General features: G+C 66.4%; 16 protein-coding genes. 11 read left to right on the plus strand and 5 right to left on the minus strand.

The features are described 5' to 3' along the window. Positions 1-77 precede the first annotated feature (77 nt). Positions 78-1,034, plus strand: coding sequence for a glutaminase A (glsA, locus tag SPDO_RS09600; RefSeq protein WP_088367260.1), 957 nt, complete (start codon positions 78-80; stop codon positions 1,032-1,034). Between the two features lie 39 nt (positions 1,035-1,073). Here the strand turns inward: glsA and SPDO_RS09605 are convergent, their stop codons facing one another. Next, complete coding sequence (locus SPDO_RS09605) at positions 1,074-2,111, minus strand: NAD(P)H-dependent flavin oxidoreductase (protein ID WP_211280037.1); 1,038 nt, start codon at positions 2,109-2,111, stop codon at positions 1,074-1,076. A 38-nt stretch (positions 2,112-2,149) separates the two neighbouring features. Here SPDO_RS09605 and SPDO_RS09610 point away from each other — a divergent pair, with 38 nt between their 5' ends. Then, positions 2,150-2,566, plus strand: a complete 417-nt coding sequence (locus SPDO_RS09610) for a secondary thiamine-phosphate synthase enzyme YjbQ (RefSeq protein ID WP_088367261.1) — start codon at positions 2,150-2,152, stop codon at positions 2,564-2,566. 30 nt (positions 2,567-2,596) lie between these two features. Here the strand turns inward: SPDO_RS09610 and SPDO_RS09615 are convergent, their stop codons facing one another. After that, positions 2,597-3,853 carry an aspartate kinase gene (locus SPDO_RS09615; protein WP_088367262.1) on the minus strand — a complete coding sequence of 419 codons (1,257 nt, stop codon included), beginning with the start codon at positions 3,851-3,853 and terminating at the stop codon, positions 2,597-2,599. A gap of 53 nt (positions 3,854-3,906) precedes the next feature. On the opposite strand from SPDO_RS09615, the gene ubiG reads away from it, so the two are divergent. The 8 genes from ubiG (at position 3,907) to SPDO_RS09655 (ending at position 11,396) form a co-directional block, all read left to right on the plus strand. Further along, complete coding sequence (ubiG, locus tag SPDO_RS09620; RefSeq protein ID WP_088367263.1) at positions 3,907-4,668, plus strand: bifunctional 2-polyprenyl-6-hydroxyphenol methylase/3-demethylubiquinol 3-O-methyltransferase UbiG; 762 nt, start codon at positions 3,907-3,909, stop codon at positions 4,666-4,668. A 75-nt stretch (positions 4,669-4,743) separates the two neighbouring features. After that, entirely contained in the window at positions 4,744-6,864 is a 2,121-nt protein-coding gene (locus tag SPDO_RS09625; protein ID WP_088367264.1) for a S9 family peptidase, read from the plus strand. 138 nt (positions 6,865-7,002) lie between these two features. Continuing rightward, positions 7,003-8,661 (plus strand): GGDEF domain-containing protein, encoded by a 1,659-nt coding sequence (locus tag SPDO_RS09630; protein ID WP_245829352.1) that lies wholly within the window; start codon positions 7,003-7,005, stop codon positions 8,659-8,661. Between the two features lie 36 nt (positions 8,662-8,697). After that, positions 8,698-8,901: a hypothetical protein gene (locus SPDO_RS09635; protein ID WP_088367266.1), complete on the plus strand. Its 204-nt coding sequence runs from the start codon at positions 8,698-8,700 to the stop codon at positions 8,899-8,901. 52 nt (positions 8,902-8,953) lie between these two features. Then, positions 8,954-9,190 carry an exodeoxyribonuclease VII small subunit gene (locus SPDO_RS09640; protein ID WP_088367267.1) on the plus strand — a complete coding sequence of 79 codons (237 nt, stop codon included), beginning with the start codon at positions 8,954-8,956 and terminating at the stop codon, positions 9,188-9,190. Next, positions 9,187-10,083 (plus strand): polyprenyl synthetase family protein, encoded by an 897-nt coding sequence (locus SPDO_RS09645; RefSeq protein WP_088367268.1) that lies wholly within the window; start codon positions 9,187-9,189, stop codon positions 10,081-10,083. The genes SPDO_RS09640 and SPDO_RS09645 overlap by 4 nt, the downstream gene beginning before the upstream one ends. 2 nt (positions 10,084-10,085) lie before the next feature. Then, a complete protein-coding gene (gene coaD, locus SPDO_RS09650) occupies positions 10,086-10,592 on the plus strand; it encodes a pantetheine-phosphate adenylyltransferase (RefSeq protein ID WP_088367269.1) in 507 nt (168 codons plus the stop codon). Between the two features lie 108 nt (positions 10,593-10,700). Next, the gene (locus SPDO_RS09655; protein WP_088367483.1) at positions 10,701-11,396 is read left to right on the plus strand and encodes a peptidylprolyl isomerase; all 696 of its coding nucleotides are present in this window, start codon (positions 10,701-10,703) and stop codon (positions 11,394-11,396) included. Between the two features lie 25 nt (positions 11,397-11,421). On the opposite strand, the gene SPDO_RS09660 is transcribed toward SPDO_RS09655, so the two are convergent. Both SPDO_RS09660 and katG read right to left on the minus strand, forming a co-directional pair. Continuing rightward, positions 11,422-12,015 (minus strand): exopolysaccharide biosynthesis protein, encoded by a 594-nt coding sequence (locus tag SPDO_RS09660; RefSeq protein ID WP_088367270.1) that lies wholly within the window; start codon positions 12,013-12,015, stop codon positions 11,422-11,424. Positions 12,016-12,134: 119 nt separating this feature from the next. Then, complete coding sequence (gene katG, locus SPDO_RS09665; RefSeq protein WP_088367271.1) at positions 12,135-14,381, minus strand: catalase/peroxidase HPI; 2,247 nt, start codon at positions 14,379-14,381, stop codon at positions 12,135-12,137. A 175-nt stretch (positions 14,382-14,556) separates the two neighbouring features. Between katG and SPDO_RS09670 the strand changes: the two genes are divergently transcribed. Beyond that, a complete protein-coding gene (locus SPDO_RS09670) occupies positions 14,557-16,878 on the plus strand; it encodes a GH92 family glycosyl hydrolase (RefSeq protein WP_088367272.1) in 2,322 nt (773 codons plus the stop codon). 36 nt (positions 16,879-16,914) lie between these two features. Here the strand turns inward: SPDO_RS09670 and SPDO_RS09675 are convergent, their stop codons facing one another. Then, the gene (locus tag SPDO_RS09675; protein ID WP_088367273.1) at positions 16,915-18,939 is read right to left on the minus strand and encodes an amidohydrolase family protein; all 2,025 of its coding nucleotides are present in this window, start codon (positions 18,937-18,939) and stop codon (positions 16,915-16,917) included. Between the last annotated feature and the right edge of the window lie 156 nt (positions 18,940-19,095).

Raw genomic sequence — 19,095 nt, forward strand, 5'->3', positions numbered from 1 at the left:
TCGCCGCCGGGCCGCGCCATGGCACCCGATGCATCGCCGCCGCGTTCTTCCCTCCTCGCAACCATCCTGGAGCAGACATGACGCAGCCGCGCGCCAACGACGACTTGCACCGAATCATCGCCGAGATCGCGCAGGAAATCAGCGAGAATGCCGCCGAGATCGAGCGGGCCGCCGACGCCAAGAAGGAAGGACTCGCGCCGGGCGACTTCGGCATCGCGGTCGCGCTGACCGGCGGCGAGATTATCTCGGCAGGCGCTGCCCGGACGGCTTTTCCGCTACAGAGCATCGCCAAGGTTTTTGCGCTGGAGTTGGCGCTCTGCGCGATCGGCGACAACGTGTTCAAGCGGGTTGGGCGCGAGCCATCGGGCGACCCGTTCAACTCGATCGTCGATCTGGAGCGCACCTGCGGCATCCCGCGCAACCCGTTCGTCAATGCCGGCGCGCTGGCCGTGGTGGACATCCTCGTCGAGCAACTCGACGACAAGTCGCAGGCCGGCGCCGTAGTCGAGTTCGTCCAACATCACGCCGGTCTCACCAGCATCGACCTGAACGACGAGGTGCTCGCCTCCGAACATGAGGGCGGCGATCTGAACCGCGCGATGATGAGCTTCATGCGTCACCACGGCAACCTTCACTCCTCGCTGGACGAAGTGATGGAGGCCTATGTCAATCAATGCGCCATCATGCTCGATTGCGAAGGACTGGCGCGCACCGGGCTCTTTCTCGCGCACACCCGCCGCAATCCCGACGACAAGGCGGCGGATGCCGTTGCCACGCGGATGCGCAAGCTGCTCGCGCTCATGATGACCTGCGGACATTATGACGGTTCGGGCGATTTCGCGCTGCGCGTCGGCCTGCCGGCAAAGAGCGGCGTCGGCGGCGGCATTCTGGCCGTGGTGCCGGAAACCGCCGCCATTTCGGTCTGGTCGCCCAATCTCGATCAGCACGGCAATTCGATGCTCGGCGTGCGCGCGCTGGAAATGCTCGCGCACCGCACCGGCTGGTCCGTCTTCGGCCCGCCGATGATCGGCTGAGTCCTGGCGTGCGCGGCTGGCGGAGGGCGCGCCGCCGGCTCAGGCCGCGCGCTGCTCCAGTGCCTGCGCGGCCTCGGTCATCAGCGATGCGATAATGTCGGCCAGCGGCTCTTCCTTGGTCACCATGCCGACCGATTGGCCCGCCATCACGCTGCCATGCTCGACATCGCCGTCGATCACCGCGCGGCGCAGGGCGCCCGCCCAATAATGTTCGATCGCGAGCTGCGCCTCGGCCATCGCCACCGCGCCCTCGTCGAGCGACTGCGCTACTTCGCGCTGCTTGGCGGTAAAGAGTTCGCCGCCGGCATTCTTCAGGGCGCGCACCGGAATCACCGGCAGGCGCGGATCGATCTGCACGCTCGCCACCGCATCGCGCGCGGAGGCACGGATGAATGCCTGCTTGAACTTGGGATGCGCGATCGATTCCGTAGCACAGACGAAACGCGTGCCGAGCTGGACGCCCGCCGCGCCCATGTCGAGATAGCCAGCAATCGCCTCGCCGCGCCCGATCCCGCCAGCGATGAACACCGGCACGTCCTTGGCGATCGCCGGCAGGATCTCCTGCGCCAGCACACTGGTCGATACCGGGCCGATATGCCCGCCCGCTTCCATCCCCTCGATCACCAGCGCGTCGACGCCCGAGCGGATCAGCTTCTTGGCCAGCGCCAGCGTCGGCGCGAAGCAGATGACCTTGGCTCCGCTCGCCTTGATCGCCTCCAGCGAGCCCTTGGGCGGCAGCCCGCCCGCCAGCACGACATGGCCCACCTGATGCTTCGCGCAGACCTCGATGAGCGCCATCAGATCGGGGTGCATGGTGATCAGGTTCACGCCGAACGGCTTGTCGGTCAACGCCTTCGTCGCCGCGATCTCGGCATCGAGCAGCGCGACCGTCATCGCGCCGCACGCGATCACGCCGAAACCGCCGGCGTTGGACATGGCGGCAACCAGGTTGCGCTCGCTTACCCAGCTCATCGCGCCGGCCATGATGGCCACGTCGCTGCCGAGGAATGCGGCGCCGCGCTCCATGCGGCGGGCGAGACGGGCGGAACCGGAACGGTTGGTCGTGGTATCGTTCATCACCGCGCCGCTACACCGGTCGCGCGGCGGAGACAAACATGCGGCAGCACGCCACCGAATTGATCGTCACCGCCCCCCGCCAGGGCCTGCACGAATTCACCCTCGACGTGGCCGATTGGGTCGCCTCGACCGGCATCAACGAGGGCCTGCTCACCCTCTTCATCCGCCATACCTCGGCGTCCTTGCTGATCCAGGAAAATGCCGCCCCCGCGGCGCGCCGCGACATGGAGCGCTACCTTGCGCGTATCGCCCCCGAATCGCGCGACTATGAGCATGACGACGAGGGGCCGGACGACATGCCCGCGCACCTACGCTCGGCGCTCACCGCCACTAGCCTGTCGATCCCCGTCGCAAACGCCCGCCCGGCGCTCGGCACGTGGCAGGGCATCTTCCTGTTCGAGCATCGCCGCAGCACGCACCGCCGACAGGTCGCGCTTCACCTCATCGGCGAATGACGTCAGGCCACGAGCGATAAACCGCGCCGATCAGGCCGCTTCGTCGGCGTCCAGACCATACGCGGTGTGCAGCACGCGCACCGCCAATTCGGTCTCGTCCTCGTTGATCAGCACGCTGACCTTGATCTCGCTGGTCGAGATCGCGAGGATGTTGATCCCGCGGGCACCCAGCGTCGAGAACATCGTGCTCGCCACGCCCGCATGGCTGCGCATGCCGACGCCGACGACGCTGATCTTCGCAACGCGCGTATCATGCACCAGCTCCTCGAAGCCGATCGCCGCACGGCCCTGGTTCAGCGTCTCGATCGATCGCGCCAGATCCGCTGCCGGCACGGTGAACGTGACGTCCGTCGATCGCGAGCCGTGCGCGATGTTCTGGATGATCATGTCGACGTTGATGTTCGCCGCGGCGAGCGGCTCGAAGATCGCCGAAACCGAACCCGGCTTGTCGGGCACCGCAGTCAGCGTGATCTTTGCTTCGTTCTTGTCGTGCGCGATGCCGGTGATCAGCTGGCGTTCCACGTCTTCTACCTCCTCTTCGCCCACGATCATCGTGCCGGGCAATGTATCCGCCATCGGTGCATCCTCGCCGGTGAACGACGACAGCACCTGGACGCGGACGTTTTCCTTCATGGCGAGGCCCACCGACCGCGTCTGCAGCACCTTCGCGCCGACACTGGCGAGCTCCAGCATCTCCTCGTACGTCACCTTGGCGAGCTTGCGCGCGCGCGGCACGATCCTGGGATCGGTCGTATAGACGCCGTCGACGTCAGTGTAGATGTCGCAGCGATCGGCCTTGATCGCCGCCGCGACCGCCACCGCCGACGTGTCGGATCCGCCGCGCCCCAACGTCGTCACGCGGTTTTCATGCACGCCCTGAAATCCGGGGATCACCGCGACTTCGCCTGCCCCCATGCTGGCGAGCAGCGCTTCGGCATCGATCGTCTCGATACGCGCCTTGGCAAAGGCGTCCGACGTGGCGATCGGCAGCTGCCATCCCAGCCACGACCGCGCCGGCACGCCGATCGCCTGCAGTGCAATCGCCAGCAAGCCACTGGTGATCTGCTCGCCGGCGGAAACGACGACGTCATATTCGCGTGCGTCGTAAAGCGCGCTCGCTTCCCGGCAGAAATTGACCAGCCGATCGGTTTCGCCCGCCATGGCGGAGACGACCACCGCCACCTCATTACCCGCCGCCACTTCGCGTTTCACCCGACCTGCGACCGAGCGAATACGCTCGATCCCCGCCATCGAGGTGCCGCCGAATTTCATGACGATGCGGGCCACGGGAAGACTTTCCGGTGCTTGGGGAAAACAGGCGCGCCTGATAGGAGTGGCCCATGGCCGACGCAACTGTAACAACTGAAACTGCTCCAGCCGGCGGGCACGCCAGCATTGTCGCGCGCGAGGCGGCGCATTTCGGCACAATGGCGCAGGATTGGTGGGATCCGCGCGGCTCCTCGGCGATGCTTCACCGCCTCAATCCGGTGCGCCTGCGCTACATTCGCGAACAGGCCGACCGGCATTTCGATCTCGATCCCGAGAGCTTCACCCCACTCGCCGGCAAGACCGCGCTCGATGTCGGTTGCGGCGCCGGGCTGCTGGCGGAGCCGCTGAAGCGGCTGGGCGCCGCCGTTGCCGCGATCGACGCCGCGCCCGAAAACATCGCGGTGGCGCGCGACCACGCCGCCACGAGCGGCCTTGCGATCGACTATCGCGAGGGCGGTGTGGAGGCGGTCGCCGGTGAGCGCTTCAATCTTGTTACCTGTCTGGAGGTGATCGAGCATGTCGCCGATCCCGTCGCGTTCGTCGCCGGGCTGGCCGGCGCGCTCGCCGACGGCGGCCTGCTGATCATGTCGACCCCCAATCGCACGCCACTGTCGCGGGTCACCATGATCACCCTGGCGGAGGGAACCGGGCGCATTCCGCGCGGCACGCACGACTGGAACCGGTTCGTCACCCCCGACGAGCTTGGCACCATGCTGGCCGACGCCGGCCTGTCCGTGCGCGACACACGCGGGATCGCCTTTTCGCCGACCAGCGGCTTCAGCCTGTCGGAGTCGCTCGCGCTCAATTACCTGATCACGGCAACGCGCTCATAGGCAGGGTATACGGCGAAACGCTTGCGCCCGGCGCCCGATCGCGCTTCATACGCGCCATCACGCCGGAGTAACCCAATGCGCCGTCTCGCTTTCCTTCTCGCCTGCACAGCCCCCGCACTTCTCACCGGCGCGCTTCCTGCCGCCGCGCAGCAGAAGCAAACCAATGCTGCGCCGGCACAGGGCCCAAGCCGCACCTTCACCGGCGCGGACCTGTTCGGCCTGTCGATCGCTGCCGATCCGCAGATCAGCCCCGATGGCCGCACCATCGTCTATGTTCGCCGCACCGGCGATATCATGACCGATCGGATGCAATCGTCCTTGTGGTTGATCGACGTGGCGAGCGGCAAGCAGTCGCCCTTCGCCGCCAATGGCTCCAGCCCGCGCTGGTCGCCCGATGGCAGCCGCATCGCCTATGTCGCCTCGGATGGCGATCGCGCGCAATTGTTCGTACGCTGGCTCGATACCGGCGCCAGCGCACGCGTCACCAGCCTGCCCGGCGATCCCAACAGCCTGTCGTGGTCGCCCGACGGCACCCGCCTCGCCTATATCGCCACGGTCGCTGGCGAGGCGACGAAGCTCGGCAAGGCGCCGGCAAAGCCCGAGGGCGCGAAATGGGCCGAACCGCTCGAGGTGATCGACCGCATCACCTATCGCAACGACGGTCCCGGCTATCGCAAGCCCGGCTATGATCATCTGTTCGTCGCGGCGGCAGACGGCGGCGCGGCGCGCCAGCTCACCTTCGGCAATTTCGACGATGGCGGCCCGCTGTCATGGAGCGCGGATGGGCGCACGATCCTGTTCTCCGCGATTCGCGGCGCGGATGCCGAGCGGCAGGTGATGAACTCCGAGGTCATTGCGGTCGACGTAAACACCGGCGCGATGCGCACGCTCACCAGCCGTGACGGCCCCGATGGCGCACCGCGCTTCTCGCGCGATGGCAGCAAAATCGCCTGGATCGGCTTCGACGACAAGCGCCGCGCCTACACCAATGCCGAGCTCTACGTCGCCGGAGCGGACGCGGCCGATCCGCGCTCACTCACCGCCTCGCTCGATCGCTCGATCGACGACGCGCTTTGGGCGGATGACGGCCGCGCGCTCTACGCCAGCTATGACGACAAGGGGCAGCGCAAGATCGCGCGGATCGGCCTAGATGGCCGCTCGACCGTGCTGGCGGACAATCTGACGGGTGGCGGTCTCGATCGCCCCTATACCGGCGGCGATTTCTCCATCTCGCGCGGCGGCACCATCGCCTACACTGGCGGTGACGCCTCGGCGCCCGCGGACGTATGGGTGTGGAACGGCGGCAAGGCGCGCCGGTTGACGAACCTCAACCAGGTGCTCACCGCGTCCAAGACCTTGGCCCCGGTCCGCAAGGTCGCCGTCACCGCGCCGGACGGTCGCCCGATCGACGCTTGGCTGGCGACCCCGCCGGGCTGGCAGCCGGGCACGCGCGTGCCGCTGATCTTGGAGATCCACGGTGGGCCGCACTCCGCCTATGGCCCGACGTTCGCCACCGACGTCCAGCTTTACGCCGCTGGCGGCTACGCGGTGTTGTGGACCAACCCGCGCGGCTCCACCTCCTATGGCGCCGAATTCGCCAATCTGATCGACAAGAACTATCCCAGCCAGGATTACGACGACCTGATGGCGGCGGTCGATGCCACGATCGCCGAAGGCGTCGCCGATCCGAACAACCTGTTCGTCACCGGCGGTTCGGGCGGCGGCGTGCTCACCTCCTGGATCGTCGGCAAAACCAACCGGTTCAAGGCAGCGGCGACGCAAAAGCCGGTGATCAACTGGATCAGCGAAGCGTTGACGATGGACAACACGCTGTTCACCTCGCGCTACTGGTTCACCAAGCTGCCGTGGGAAGATCCCATGAGCTATTGGAACCGCTCGCCGCTGAGCCTCGTCGGCAACGTCAAGACGCCGACACTGGTGGTGGTCGGCAGCGAGGATTACCGCACCCCCGTCAGCGAGAGCGAGCAATATTATGCCGCGCTCCAGATCGCCGGCGTGCCGACCGCGCTGGTGAAGGTGCCGGGCGCCAGCCACGGCGGCTTCACCAGTCGGCCGTCGCAATCCGCGGCAAAGGCGAGCGCAATCCTCGCCTGGTTCGATCGGTATCGCGGCGCCGGCGCACCGGCCGGCGGCGTCGCCCCCACTAAGACGGCCGCCGAAACCCCGACCAACTGACGAGCGTCTGTTCGGGACGGCCTCGTTGCCGCCCCGAACACCGTCCGCCATGACGGCGTTTCGTTTCGTTTCGTTTACGTATTCTTTGCCCTGCTAGCTTAAACCCGAGTCATGCCGGGGTGGGTAAAACAGTGTCTGATGTGGCTGGTGGCGTGCGCCGTCGCCCCATGGGCGCTGGCGCCGTCTGCCTCAGCCGACATCGGCGTGGTCGGCAGCCCCGTTTCCGTGTGCATCGCGCCCGTAAGAGCTGGGGATACGCTCGCTGCGATGCTGCGCGCTCGCGACCGGTTCGACTGCACGAGCGATCAGAAAAGCTTCGGCTCGGGCGATTACTGGGCGCGCTCGGAGCCGCTTTCCGCGCAAGGACCGGTGTCGCTGCGCATGGCCAGCCTATGGCAACAGCAGGTAACGCTCTGGACGGTGTACGCCGATGGCGTAGTCACCAAGCGCAGCTTTGATGGCAAGGCGCTTGCCCGCACGATCCAGTTTGGCGCGATAGTCGAGATGCCGCTGGCAACGCGCGCTGCACCCGTTTCACGGCTTCTCTGGCGCATCGACGGCGCGGCGAACGTGCGCGGCGTGTTGGTCGGCGCGCGACTCGCGTCGCCGCAGGAGAGCGCCACGTCGAACCTGGCGATGGCAGCATCGTACGGCGGCTTTGCCGGGCTTTGCCTTGCCATGTTCGTCTACAATCTCGCACTTTGGTCAGCGCAGCGGCACAGCTTCCAGATCGTCTATTGTGCCATGCTGCTGTCGCTCGGCGGCTACGCTTTTTCTTCGTCGGGCGCGCTAGCCTGGGTCTGGCCCGATCTGCCGAACAATTACCGTCTGCGGATCAACTATCTGACGCTGGCCGCTTCCGGCGCGTGCGCGATCGCTTTTGCCCGCACCTTTTTCGAGCCGCGCGTCTTCAGCGGATGGCTGAACCATCTCACCAACCTCGTAATCGCGATGGTTCTCGGCAGCGCCATCCTGCTGGCGTTGGCCACAGGATGGGAAAAGGTGCTGCTCGACCGCCTATACGCGTTCAGCTTTCTCCTGCTCACGCTCACCAGCATCCCGGTGCTGTGGCAGGCGTGGCGGCGGCGGAGCGATTACCTGTGGCTGTTCGCCTGCGCCTGGGCGCTGCCGATCCTGCTGGCCGCAATTCGTACCGCCGGCAACTTCGGCCTTCTGTCCTGGAGCTTCCTGCTCGACAATTCGACGCTTGCTGCCATGGCGGCCGAAGCGCTGCTGTCGAGCCTTGCCATCGCCTATCGCACTCGCCTGCTCGCCCGCGAGCGCGACGAAGCGCGCGAACAGGAGCATGCCGCTCGCTGGCTTGCCGATCATGACCCCCTCACCGGGCTGCTCAATCGCCGCGCCTTCCTCCGCGAGGCGATCGGCCGGTCGGGCGACCACCAGCTGGTGCTTGTCGACATGGATCACTTCAAGTCGGTGAATCAGGCGCTCGGCCATGATGGCGGGGACGAAGTGTTGCGCCTTGTGTCGCGCGTGCTCGCCCGTGTCGGCGCACAAAGCGACGCGCTCGTCGCCCGGCTCGGCGGCGAGGAATTCGCACTGCTGGCCTTTGCCGATGCACCGATCGCAGTGGAACTGGTGCTGCACGCGATCCGTGCCGAGCGGATGCCCTCCGACCGTCATGTCACGGCCTCGCTGGGGATCGCGACGGGGCCGATCTACGACGAGGCTGGATGGCAGCAGCTGTATCGCACGGCCGACCAGGCGCTCTTCGCCGCCAAGGCGGCCGGCCGCGATCGTGCGCGCGGCACCGGCGCGGTCGCGCTCGCCGCCTGATTGCAGGGCGCCGCCCGCCGCGCTATCGTTCGTTCCATGAACAAGCGTCGTCAGATCGCCCTTGCCGTCGGCGTGCTTTCTCTGGCCGCGGTGGCGTCCGATCCGCCCAGCGCGAACATCACGATCCTGACGCACCGCGCGGGTGACGTTGCGCCGGCGCGTTTCCAGGCTGCGGTCGACCTCGGGCTCGCGAGCGCGACGATCCTGGTGACCTGGACGGCCGACCAGCTCGCCCGTTAAGCGGACGCGCCGTAACCTTGATTATTCGCCTGCCGCTGGCCATAGCGCAGGCATGGACAATCCCGTGGAGAGCCTGTCGTTCGAGGCCGCGCTGAAAGAGCTCGAGCAGATCGTCGCCCGTCTCGAATCCGGTGACACGCCGTTGCAGGACGCGATCGAGCTGTACGAGCGCGGCAATGCCCTGCGCGCCCGCTGTTCCGAGCGGCTGGACGCGGCACAGGCGCGGATCGAGGCGATCCGGCTCGATGCCGAGGGCCGTGCCACTGCCACGCCGTTTACTGCCGGATGAGCCCCTCTCCTGCGCTTGCTGCGGCGCTGGCCGATACGGCGCGCGAAATCGACGCGCGGTTCGACGCGCTGCTCGCGGTGCCGGACGACCCCCGCGCGGATCTGTATCGCGCGATGCGCCACGCGGCGATCGATGGTGGCAAGCGGCTCCGCCCGCTTCTGGTCTTTGCCACGGCCCGGCTGTTCAACTGCGACATGACCTGCGCCGGTCGCGTGGCGGTCGCGCTGGAAGCAATCCACGTTTATTCGCTGATCCACGACGACCTGCCGGCGATGGACGATGACGATATGCGTCGCGGCCGACCCACGGTGCACAAACAGTTTGGCGAGGCCGCCGCGATTCTGGCGGGCGATTGCCTTCATGCGCTCGCCTTCGAGGTGCTGGCCGATCCCGAAACGCACCCCGATCCGTTCGTGCGCGCCGAGCTGGTGCTGGATCTCGCCCGTGCGGCGGGGCCGTCGGGCATGGCTGGCGGGCAGATGATGGACCTGGAGGCGGAGCATGCCAGCTTCGACCTTCCCACCGTCACGCGGCTGCAGGCGATGAAGACTGGCGCGCTGATCCTGGCCGCCGTCGAAGCAGGCGCGATCCTCGGCCGCGTGCCGCCGGAGGGGCGCACGCACCTGCGCGGCTATGCGCGCGACATCGGCCTAGCCTTTCAGATCGTCGACGACCTGCTCGACGTCGAAGGGGACGAGGCGCTGGCCGGCAAGAAGCTGCGCAAGGATGCCGGGGCGGGCAAGGAAACCTTTGTTTCGCTGCTCGGGATCGAGCCGGCGCGCGAACGCTGCCGCCTGCTGGTCGATCAGGCGATCGCGCATCTTCGCCACTACGGATCGGAGGCGGACCTGCTCCGCGACATCGCCCGCTTCGTGCTGCAAAGGGATCATTGATCATGACCACGCGTATTGGTGTTTACCCCGGGACGTTTGACCCCATTACGCTGGGCCACATGGACATCATCCGTCGCGGCGCGAAGCTGGTCGATCGGCTGGTCATCGGCGTCACGACCAATCCATCGAAAAGCCCGATGTTCAGCCTCGACGAGCGCATGATGATGGTGAAGCGCGAATGTGCCGGCCTCGACGCGCATATCGACGTGGTCAGCTTCGACCTTTTGCTGATGGATTTTGCCGAGCGCGAAGGCGCCAGCGTCATCGTGCGCGGGCTGCGTGCCGTCGCCGACTTCGAGTACGAATATCAGATGGCGGGCATGAACCAGCAGCTGAACGACCGGATCGAAACGGTCTTCCTGATGGCGGATGTCGCGCTGCAGCCGATCGCCAGCCGGCTGGTAAAGGAAATCGCGATCTTCGGCGGCGAGATCGGCAAGTTCGTGACTCCGGCAGTGCGCGACGAAGTGGTCGCGCGGGTCGCGCAGACGGGGCGGCGCGGCGGCTGACGCCCTTTCAACAACGAACTTTTCACGCCGGCAGCGCCGCGCAGTTCAGTTTGGCGCAAGGCACGATCTGGTTTAGGGCCGCGTGCACATATTCTGGTTGGGATGACGATGCGGTTTGTTGGATTGATCGCGATGCTGGCGGCCGTGCTGGCCGGGCCGGCCATGGCGCAGGATAAGACGCCGGAAACGACGGCCGCTGCCACCGCTTCCAAGCAGCGCTATACCCCGCCGCCCACCACCGATCTCGAGAACACCTGGCTCCTCGATCTTTCTACCGGCGGGCGCGTGTCGATCTGGCTGCGGCCGGACGTCGCGCCCGACATGGTGCGCCGGATCAAGAACCTTACCCGGCGCAAGTTCTACGACGGCCTGACATTTCACCGCGTGATCGACGGCTTCATGGCGCAGGGCGGCGACCCGCAGGGCGACGGCACCGGCGGCTCGGACCTGCCCGACGTAAAGGCGGAGTTCAATTACCTGCCGCACGTGCGCGGCGCGGTTGCCGCTGCACGCGCACAGGACGAAAACAGCGCCAACAGCCAGTTCTACATCATGCTGATGCCGCGCCTCAGCCTGGACAACAAATACACTGTGTTCGGGCGCGTGCTGCAGGGCATGCAATATGTCGATGCGATCGAGAAGGGCGAGCCGCCGGCGAACCCGACGCGCATCCTCCACGCCTATATCGCTGCCGACAATCCGCCGCCGTACCAGGCGGCGCCTGCCGCGCAGCTGCCGACACTTGACGCGCCGGCCACCTTGCCCGGTGCCAAGTCCAAGACGCCGAGCAAGCCGCGCCGCTGATTGGCGGGGCATCGCCCAGCCGCGGCTAACCCCGTCCGCTCAACAGCCCGGCGCCGACCGCCAGCGCGCCGGCTGCCGCCGTAAAGGCGATTACCATCAGCAGCCCGTCATTGACGAGCAGCGCCATGCCGAAGGCGGCGATCGCCGCCATCGGCGCGGTGGTCGCCATTGGTAACAGCTCCAGCGGCGGCACCGCCAGCGTCATGACAATGATCGCCGCCGCCGCCACGCGCACCATCGGGCCCTTGGTTAGCGCGGGCAGCCGCCCATGAAACCATTCGTCCATGCGTTCGGCGATCGGACGCACCTTCTTGATCGCCTTCTTCGCCTTCTCGGATGTCACGGACCGGTTGGCTAGGAAACCGGGTAGCCAGAGGTGCTTGCGACCGAACAGCATCTGTACGGCGATGAGCGCTATCGCGAGTGCCAGCATCGTTGGCAGCCCCGGGATCGCGCCCAGCGGTGAAATCTCCAGCAGCGGCAGGATGACCAGGAACGGAGCATAGCTTCGGTGACCGAACGCCTCGATCGTGCGCCCTAACGTCAGCCTGTCCTGCTGCTCTGCCAGGTCATCAAGCCGGTCCAGAATGTCGCCGACGCTATGCGGATCATCTGCCATCCGCCGGTGAACAACACAGCCACAAGGCCGGTTCCACGCCCGCGGACGGCATGGCCCGGGCACAAGAAAAGGGGCTGCGGCACCAGTGATGCCGCAGCCCCTTCGATCACCCGTTCGGATCAGGCGGCCAGATCGAAACGATCCGCGTTCATCACCTTGGTCCAGGCGGCCACGAAGTCGGAGACGAACTTCTCCTTCGCATCATCGCAGGCGTAGACCTCTGCGATCGCGCGCAGCTGCGAGTTTGAGCCGAACACCAGATCGGTGCGCGTCGCCTTCCATCGCGGTTCCTCGGTAGCGCGATCGGTGCCGACGTACAGCTCGTCGCCGGTTTCGTCGACTTCCTTCCACGCCGTGCGCATGTCGAGCAGGTTGACGAAGAAGTCGTTCGTCAGCTGCCCGGGCCGCTCCGTCAGCACGCCATGGTCGGTATCGCCGTGATTGGCACCCAACACGCGCAGACCGCCGACCAGCACCGTCATCTCGGGCGCACTCAACCCCAGAAGCTGCGCACGATCAAGAAGCAGCTCCTCGGTTGGCACGTTGAAGCGCACCTGGAGATAGTTGCGGAAACCATCGGCCTTGGGCTCCAGCACCTCAAACCCTTCGGCATCGGTCTGCTCTTCGGTCGCGTCGGTACGGCCCGGCGTGAAGGGCACGCTGATCGTGTGGCCTGCCGCCTTGGCGGCCTGCTCGACACCGACGATGCCGCCCAGCACGACCAAGTCGGCGATCGACACCTTCTTGCCACCGCTGGCGCTGCCATCGAAATCGGCCTTGATACCCTCATAAGCCTTGAGCACCTCGGCCAGCTTCTCCGGCTCGTTCACGTCCCAGCTGCGCTGCGGCTCCAGCCGAATGCGCCCGCCATTGGCGCCGCCACGCTTGTCCGATCCGCGGAAGGTCGCGGCGGAGGCCCACGCGGTCTTCACCAGCTGGGTCACGGTCAGTCCCGTGTCCGCAATCTTCTGCTTCAGCGTGGTCACGTCGCCATCGTCGATGGTCGCATAATCGGCCTTGGGGATCGGATCCTGCCAGATCAGATCCTCAGCCGGCACGTCTGCGCCGAGGTAGCGCGCCTTGGGGCCCATGTCGCGGTGGCACAGCTTGAACCAGGCACGCGCGAACTGATCAGCGAAATAGTCCGGATCCGCCCGGAACGTCTTCATGATCTCCAGATACTTGGGGTCGACCTTCATCGCCATGTCGGCGGTGGTCATCATTGTCGGCACCTTGACGCCGGGCGTGTGCGCCTTTGGCGCCAGCGTCTCCTCCGGGTTGCCGACCGGCTGCCACTGCTTTGCGCCTGCCGGACTCTTCACCAGCTCGTATTCATGATCGAGCAGCATGTCGAAATAGGTCATGTCCCATTTCGTCGGCGTCGGCGTCCACGCGCCCTCGATCCCGCTAGTGATCGTGTGATCGCCCATGCCGGTCTCGTGCGTCGACATCCAGCCGAAGCCCATCTGCGCGATGTCGCCGCCTTCCGGCTCCGCACCAACCAGCGAGGCATCGCCCGCGCCATGTGCCTTGCCGAAGGTGTGGCCGCCGGCGGTCAGCGCCACCGTTTCCACGTCGTTCATGCCCATTCGCGCAAACGTTTCACGGATGTCGCGCGCCGATTGCGCCGCATCGGGGTTGCCCCCCGGTCCTTCGGGATTGACGTAGATGAGGCCCATCTGGATTGCGGCCAGCGGGCTTTCGAGCACCATCTCGCGATCGGGCTGGATGCGGGTCTGGCTGCTCTCGCTGCCGACCCACTCTTCCTCCGTGCCCCAGTAAATGTCCTTCTCGGGTTCGAAGATGTCGACGCGTCCGCCGCCGAAGCCGAACACCGGACCACCCATCGATTCGATCGCAACGTTACCGGTCAGGATGAACAGGTCCGCCCAACTCAGTTTGCGGCCGTACTTCTGCTTGATCGGCCACAGCAGGCGGCGTGCCTTGTCGAGATTGCCGTTATCCGGCCAGCTGTTGAGCGGCGCGAACCGCTGCGAGCCGGAGGAGGAGCCGCCGCGCCCGTCGCCGGTGCGGTAGGTACCGGCCGAGTGCCACGCCATGCGGATGAAGAACGGACCGTAATGCCCGTAATCGGCCGGCCACCACGGCTGGCTGTCGGTCATCAGCGCGCGCAGATCGGCCTTCACCGCCTCCAGATCGAGCGTCTTGAACTCGGCGGCATAATCGAAATCGTCGCCCATCGGATCGCCCGACAGGCCGTTCTGCTGCAGGATTTCGAGCGACAGCTGGTTCGGCCACCAGTCGCGGTTCGTACGCCCGAGCAGCTTGCGCAGTGCTTCGGGCTCCTTGGCCTTGTCACTCAGCGGATCGCCCGACATCGGGCAGCCACTTGTTTTCGCGTCCATGCCTCGTCCTCTCGTCTCTGATATTCTGACAACAGCCTAGCCCCTCCCACGTCTCACGGAAGTGACGAAAATTCGTCAGAGCGAATGGCGAAATCGATCAGTGGAGGCACTTCCAGCTAATTGACCAATCGCAGCAGCGCTTGGCGCCTTACCGGCACCATGCTCTAAGCCGCTTATGCTGCGCTCCGTCCTTGCCGCCCTTCTGTCCACCTCCCTCGCCGCCGCCCCGCTGTCGGCGCAATCGACCTATGACAGCGTCGATCCGTTCATCGGCACCGGCGGCGAGGGGCACACCTTCCCCGGTGCGGTCGCGCCGTTCGGCATGGTGCAGGTCAGCCCGGACACCGACACCACCTGCCAGGTGCGCGACTGCTACGGCCACGCCGCCGGCTATCGTTACGACGACAGCACCATTCAGGGTTTCTCGCAGACGCACTTCTCGGGCTCGGGCCATTCCGATCTCGGCGATTTCCTGATGATGCCGGTGGCGGGCGACACCGTGCCGCTCGATCCCGGCAGCGCGGCGAAGCCCGACACCGGCTACCGCTCGCGCTTCAGCCACGACACCGAAGTCGCGCGCCCCGGCTATTATGCCGTGACGCTGGCCGACAGCGGCGTGCGCGCGGAGCTCACCGCCGGCACCCGCGTCGGCGTTCACCGCTACACCTTCCCGGCCGGCAAGGCCGCGCACGTCGTGCTCGACCTGCGCTCCTCGCTCTACGATTATTCCGGCAAGATCCTGTGGTCCTCGGTGCGCGTGCGCGCCGACGGCACGATCACCGGCATGCGCGAGACGCGCGGATGGGCACCCGCGCGCAAGCTCTTCTTCGCGATACGCGCCAGTGCGCCGCTCACCGGCCACGCCTTCCACAATCGCGAGGAGAAGATCGCCTACAAGGGCTTCCAAGGGCCCGGCCGCGGGCGCACCGACGTGGCGCAGCTACAGGGTCAGGCGCTCGTCGCCGCGCTCGACTTCGGCCACCTCACCAGGCCGCTCGAACTGAAGGTCGCCATCTCGGGCGTCGACGAGGATGGCGCCCTCGCCAATCTCGACAGCGAAGTGGGCGGCTTCGACGCGGTCGCCGCCGTTAGCCGCACCGCGTGGCAACAGGCGCTGGACCGCGTCGATCTCGACGCCCCCGCACCGATGAAGCGCAAAGTCGCCACCGCGCTCTACCATGCGATGATCGCGCCCGGCGTCTTCTCCGACGTCGACGGCCGCTATCGTGGCCCCGACGATCAGGTGCACAAGGCGGACGGTTTCACCTTCCACTCCACCTTTTCGCTATGGGACACGTTCCGCGCCGAACACCCGCTGCTGCTGCTGGTCCAGCCCGAGCAGCGCAACCGCGACTTCGTGAAATCGCTTCTCGCCAGCCAGCAGGAAAGCCCCTTCGGCATCCTGCCCGTCTGGCAATTCCACGGTCGCGAAACCTGGACCATGATCGGCTATCACGCCGTCCCGGTCATCGCCGACGCGTATCTGAAGGGCGTGCGCGGCTTCGACACCGACGCCGCGCTCGCCGCCATGGTGAAGAGCGCGACCTACGGCCCCTACGGCGGGCTGGACGAATATATGAAGCGCGGCTTCGTGCCGATCGACAAGGAGCCGGAGGCCGCGTCCAAGACGGTCGAATATGCGTACGACGACTGGACCATCGCGCGCATGGCCCGCGCGCTCGGCAAGACCGACATCGCCGCGACTTTCGACAAACGCGCCGCGAACTGGCGCAACAGCTTCGACGCCAAGACCGGTTTCCTCCGCGCCCGCAAGTCGAACGGCGCTTTTCGCACCCCCTTCGATCCCACCGCGATCAACTACGGCAGCGACTATACCGAGGGAAATGCGTGGCAATATTCCTGGTTCGTGCCGCAGGACCAGGCCGCGATGTTCGCGCTGCTCGGCGGCGACAAGGCCGCGGTGGCGAAGCTCGACGCGATGTTCAACTACGACAACAGCAAGCTCGACTATAGCCATGCCGAGGACATCGCCGGGCTGATCGGCCAGTACATCCACGGCAACGAGCCGAGCCACCACGTCGCCTATCTCTACAGCTACGCCGGCCAGCCGTGGCGCACGCAGGAGCGGTTGGCGCAGATCGTCGCCAGCCAGTACAAGGCCGCCCCCGACGGCCTGTCCGGCAACGACGATCTGGGTCAGATGTCCGCCTGGCTCGTCTTCACCGCGCTCGGTTTCTACCCCGTGGCGCCGGGATCGAACCAATATGTCATCGGCCGCCCCTTCGTGAACCGCGCCGCACTGACGCTCCCCAATGGCAAGCGCTTCACAATGGTGGCGGACGACCTGACGGACGCGAACCGCTACGTCGGCCGGGTGACGTTGAACGGCCGGCCGCTCGACCGCACATTCCTTCGCCACGAGGAACTGATGCGCGGCGGCGAGCTACGCTTCGCCATGCAGGCGACACCGAACAAGGCGTGGGGCGCGGCGCCAAGCGCACGGCCGTATTCGATGAGTACGGCCGCTGCAAAATAAGTCGTCACCCCGGGCCCGACCCGGGGTGACCCGACCTTACTTTGCCCCGCCGCTCACCTTGGGCGCTGCCGCGAACGGCGTGATTCCGAACTCCGGATATACCTCCGCCGGATAGTAGAAGGCGCCATCCTTCACCACCATCGCGATGCGCTTGATCGCCTTCAGATCCTTGGTCGGATCGCCCGGCACCAGGAAGAAATCGGCCAGCTTGCCCTGCTCCACCGAGCCGAGCGTGGCGCCCTGCCCCAGATAGTTCGCCATGTCCCATGTCGCGCGCGTCAGGATCTGCGCGGGGGTCATGCCGACCTGCTGATACAGTTCCAGCTCGCGGTGGAACGTGAACGACCCGCCCGTGTCCGTTCCCGGCACGATCATCGCACCGCGATCGTTCAGCATGCGGATCGTCTCCACAATCTTGTCATAGGCGCCGCGATACGCCGCATCGTCGCCGGGAGCGGAGGTGTCGATCCACTGCTGCTTCAGGCTACGCTGCGCGCCGACGGGCAGATGGTCGATATAGTCCACCGCGCCCGGCGCAACCTGTCCGTCGCGGTTGAGCAGCAGATTCTCGTGGATGCCCAGCGTCACGTCGATCGGCAGCTTGCGCGCGGTGACCAGCCCCATGGTGTGCTGCACCCGTTCGCTGTTGAGGTCGAGCGCGGGTAGCCGCTTCAGCGCGGTCAGGCGGAACAGCGTGCGCGTGTCCTCCTCCGGCTTGATCACCCATTGCAGCATGAACTGATTGATGTGCGTCATCTCGTCGAAACCCGCCTCGATCATCTGATCGGCGGTGGCGAAGGCGGGAACGTGCCCCGCCACCTTCAGCCCGCGCGCATGCGCTTCCTTCACCAGCGCGGGGATCCACGCCGGGTTCATGCTGTTATACGATTTGACACCCCAGAACTTGCCCTGGTCGGCGTACCAGCGCACCGCCGCCACCGTCTCCGCCTCGCTGTTGACGAGGATGCCATTGTTGGCGCTGAACGGGCTCTTGCCCTCGATGAAGCCGGCGCGCACGATCCGCGGCCCGGCGATCACCCCGCCGTCGATCCGCTCGACCAGCTTGTCGAGCACCGCATTGTCGTTGCCCATGTCGCGCATGGTGGTGACGCCCGCGGCAAGGTTCAGCAGCGCGCCTTCCTGCCCGGTATGCGCGTGCATCTCGTACAGGCCGGGCACGATCGTGCCGCCCGCGCCGTCGATCACCGTCTCGCCCGCCGCACCCCTGGCGCCCAGCGGCTCGATCTTCGCGATCCTGTTGCCCGACACCAGCACCGACACCGGCGCGCCCACCGTGCCCACCTTGCTGTCGAACACCCGCACGTTGCGGATGCGCACCGGCCCGGCATAGCGATGCGCCACCTTCTTGTTGATCGCCACGAACCGGTCGGTCGACCATTGCGCCGCCAGCGTCTTCAGCCGCTCGGCCTCGCCCTCATAGCCTTCACGCACGATCACCTGCCGCGGCGAGACCGCCGCGAACATCTCGCCATCCGCATCCAGCAGGATGGTGTCGGGCGTGGTTTCGATCCCGCCCAGGTCATAGGCGGTCACCGTCAGCGGCCCGCCCGCGCCTTTGACGCTCAGCGTTTCGCCCTTGGTCAGCGTCAGCGTGCCGCCCGGCAGCGCCGCGAGCGTGGTGCCGCCCGCCTTCATGATCGCGCGCGCATACAAGCCAGTCGCCCAGGGGCTGCCGCTCTGCGCGATATAGACGCCGCGCGTGTTTGCCGATCCGCTGCCCGTCGCATCGGTCCAGCGCGCCGCCTTGCCGTCGGTCGCGAAATGCTCCTCCACCTTGGAGCCGAAGGTGGTCGTGCCGGTGATGTCCCACGCCACCGGCAGCCCGGCGGCATCGGTGCGCAGCACCTCCTTCATCGTCGGTCCGCGACCGTTGTTCTTGTAGTCGAAGTCGATTGCGGTCCGGTCGCCCTGAATGTCTGCGTTCAAATGCCCCACGGTCTTGCCGCCGAAGATCACGCTGTACCGCTCCACCTCCGCAGCGGCATTGGTGGCGAGCGACAGGGCGAGCGCAGCGATTGCTGCCGTGGAGAGGAGCTTCATGACGCAACCGTACGGAGCGCATTGCTGGCGCGCAACTCGCACCGACACCCGCTCAAGCGCGTCCCGAAGGGAACAACGCGCCAGATTGACTCTTCTATTGCGAACCACCGCCCGGTAGATCGCCGGCATTCGAGATGGAAGCGGATAACAGCGTGG

This window comes from Sphingomonas dokdonensis (genome assembly GCF_002197685.1).
Lineage (GTDB): Bacteria > Pseudomonadota > Alphaproteobacteria > Sphingomonadales > Sphingomonadaceae > Sphingomonas > Sphingomonas dokdonensis.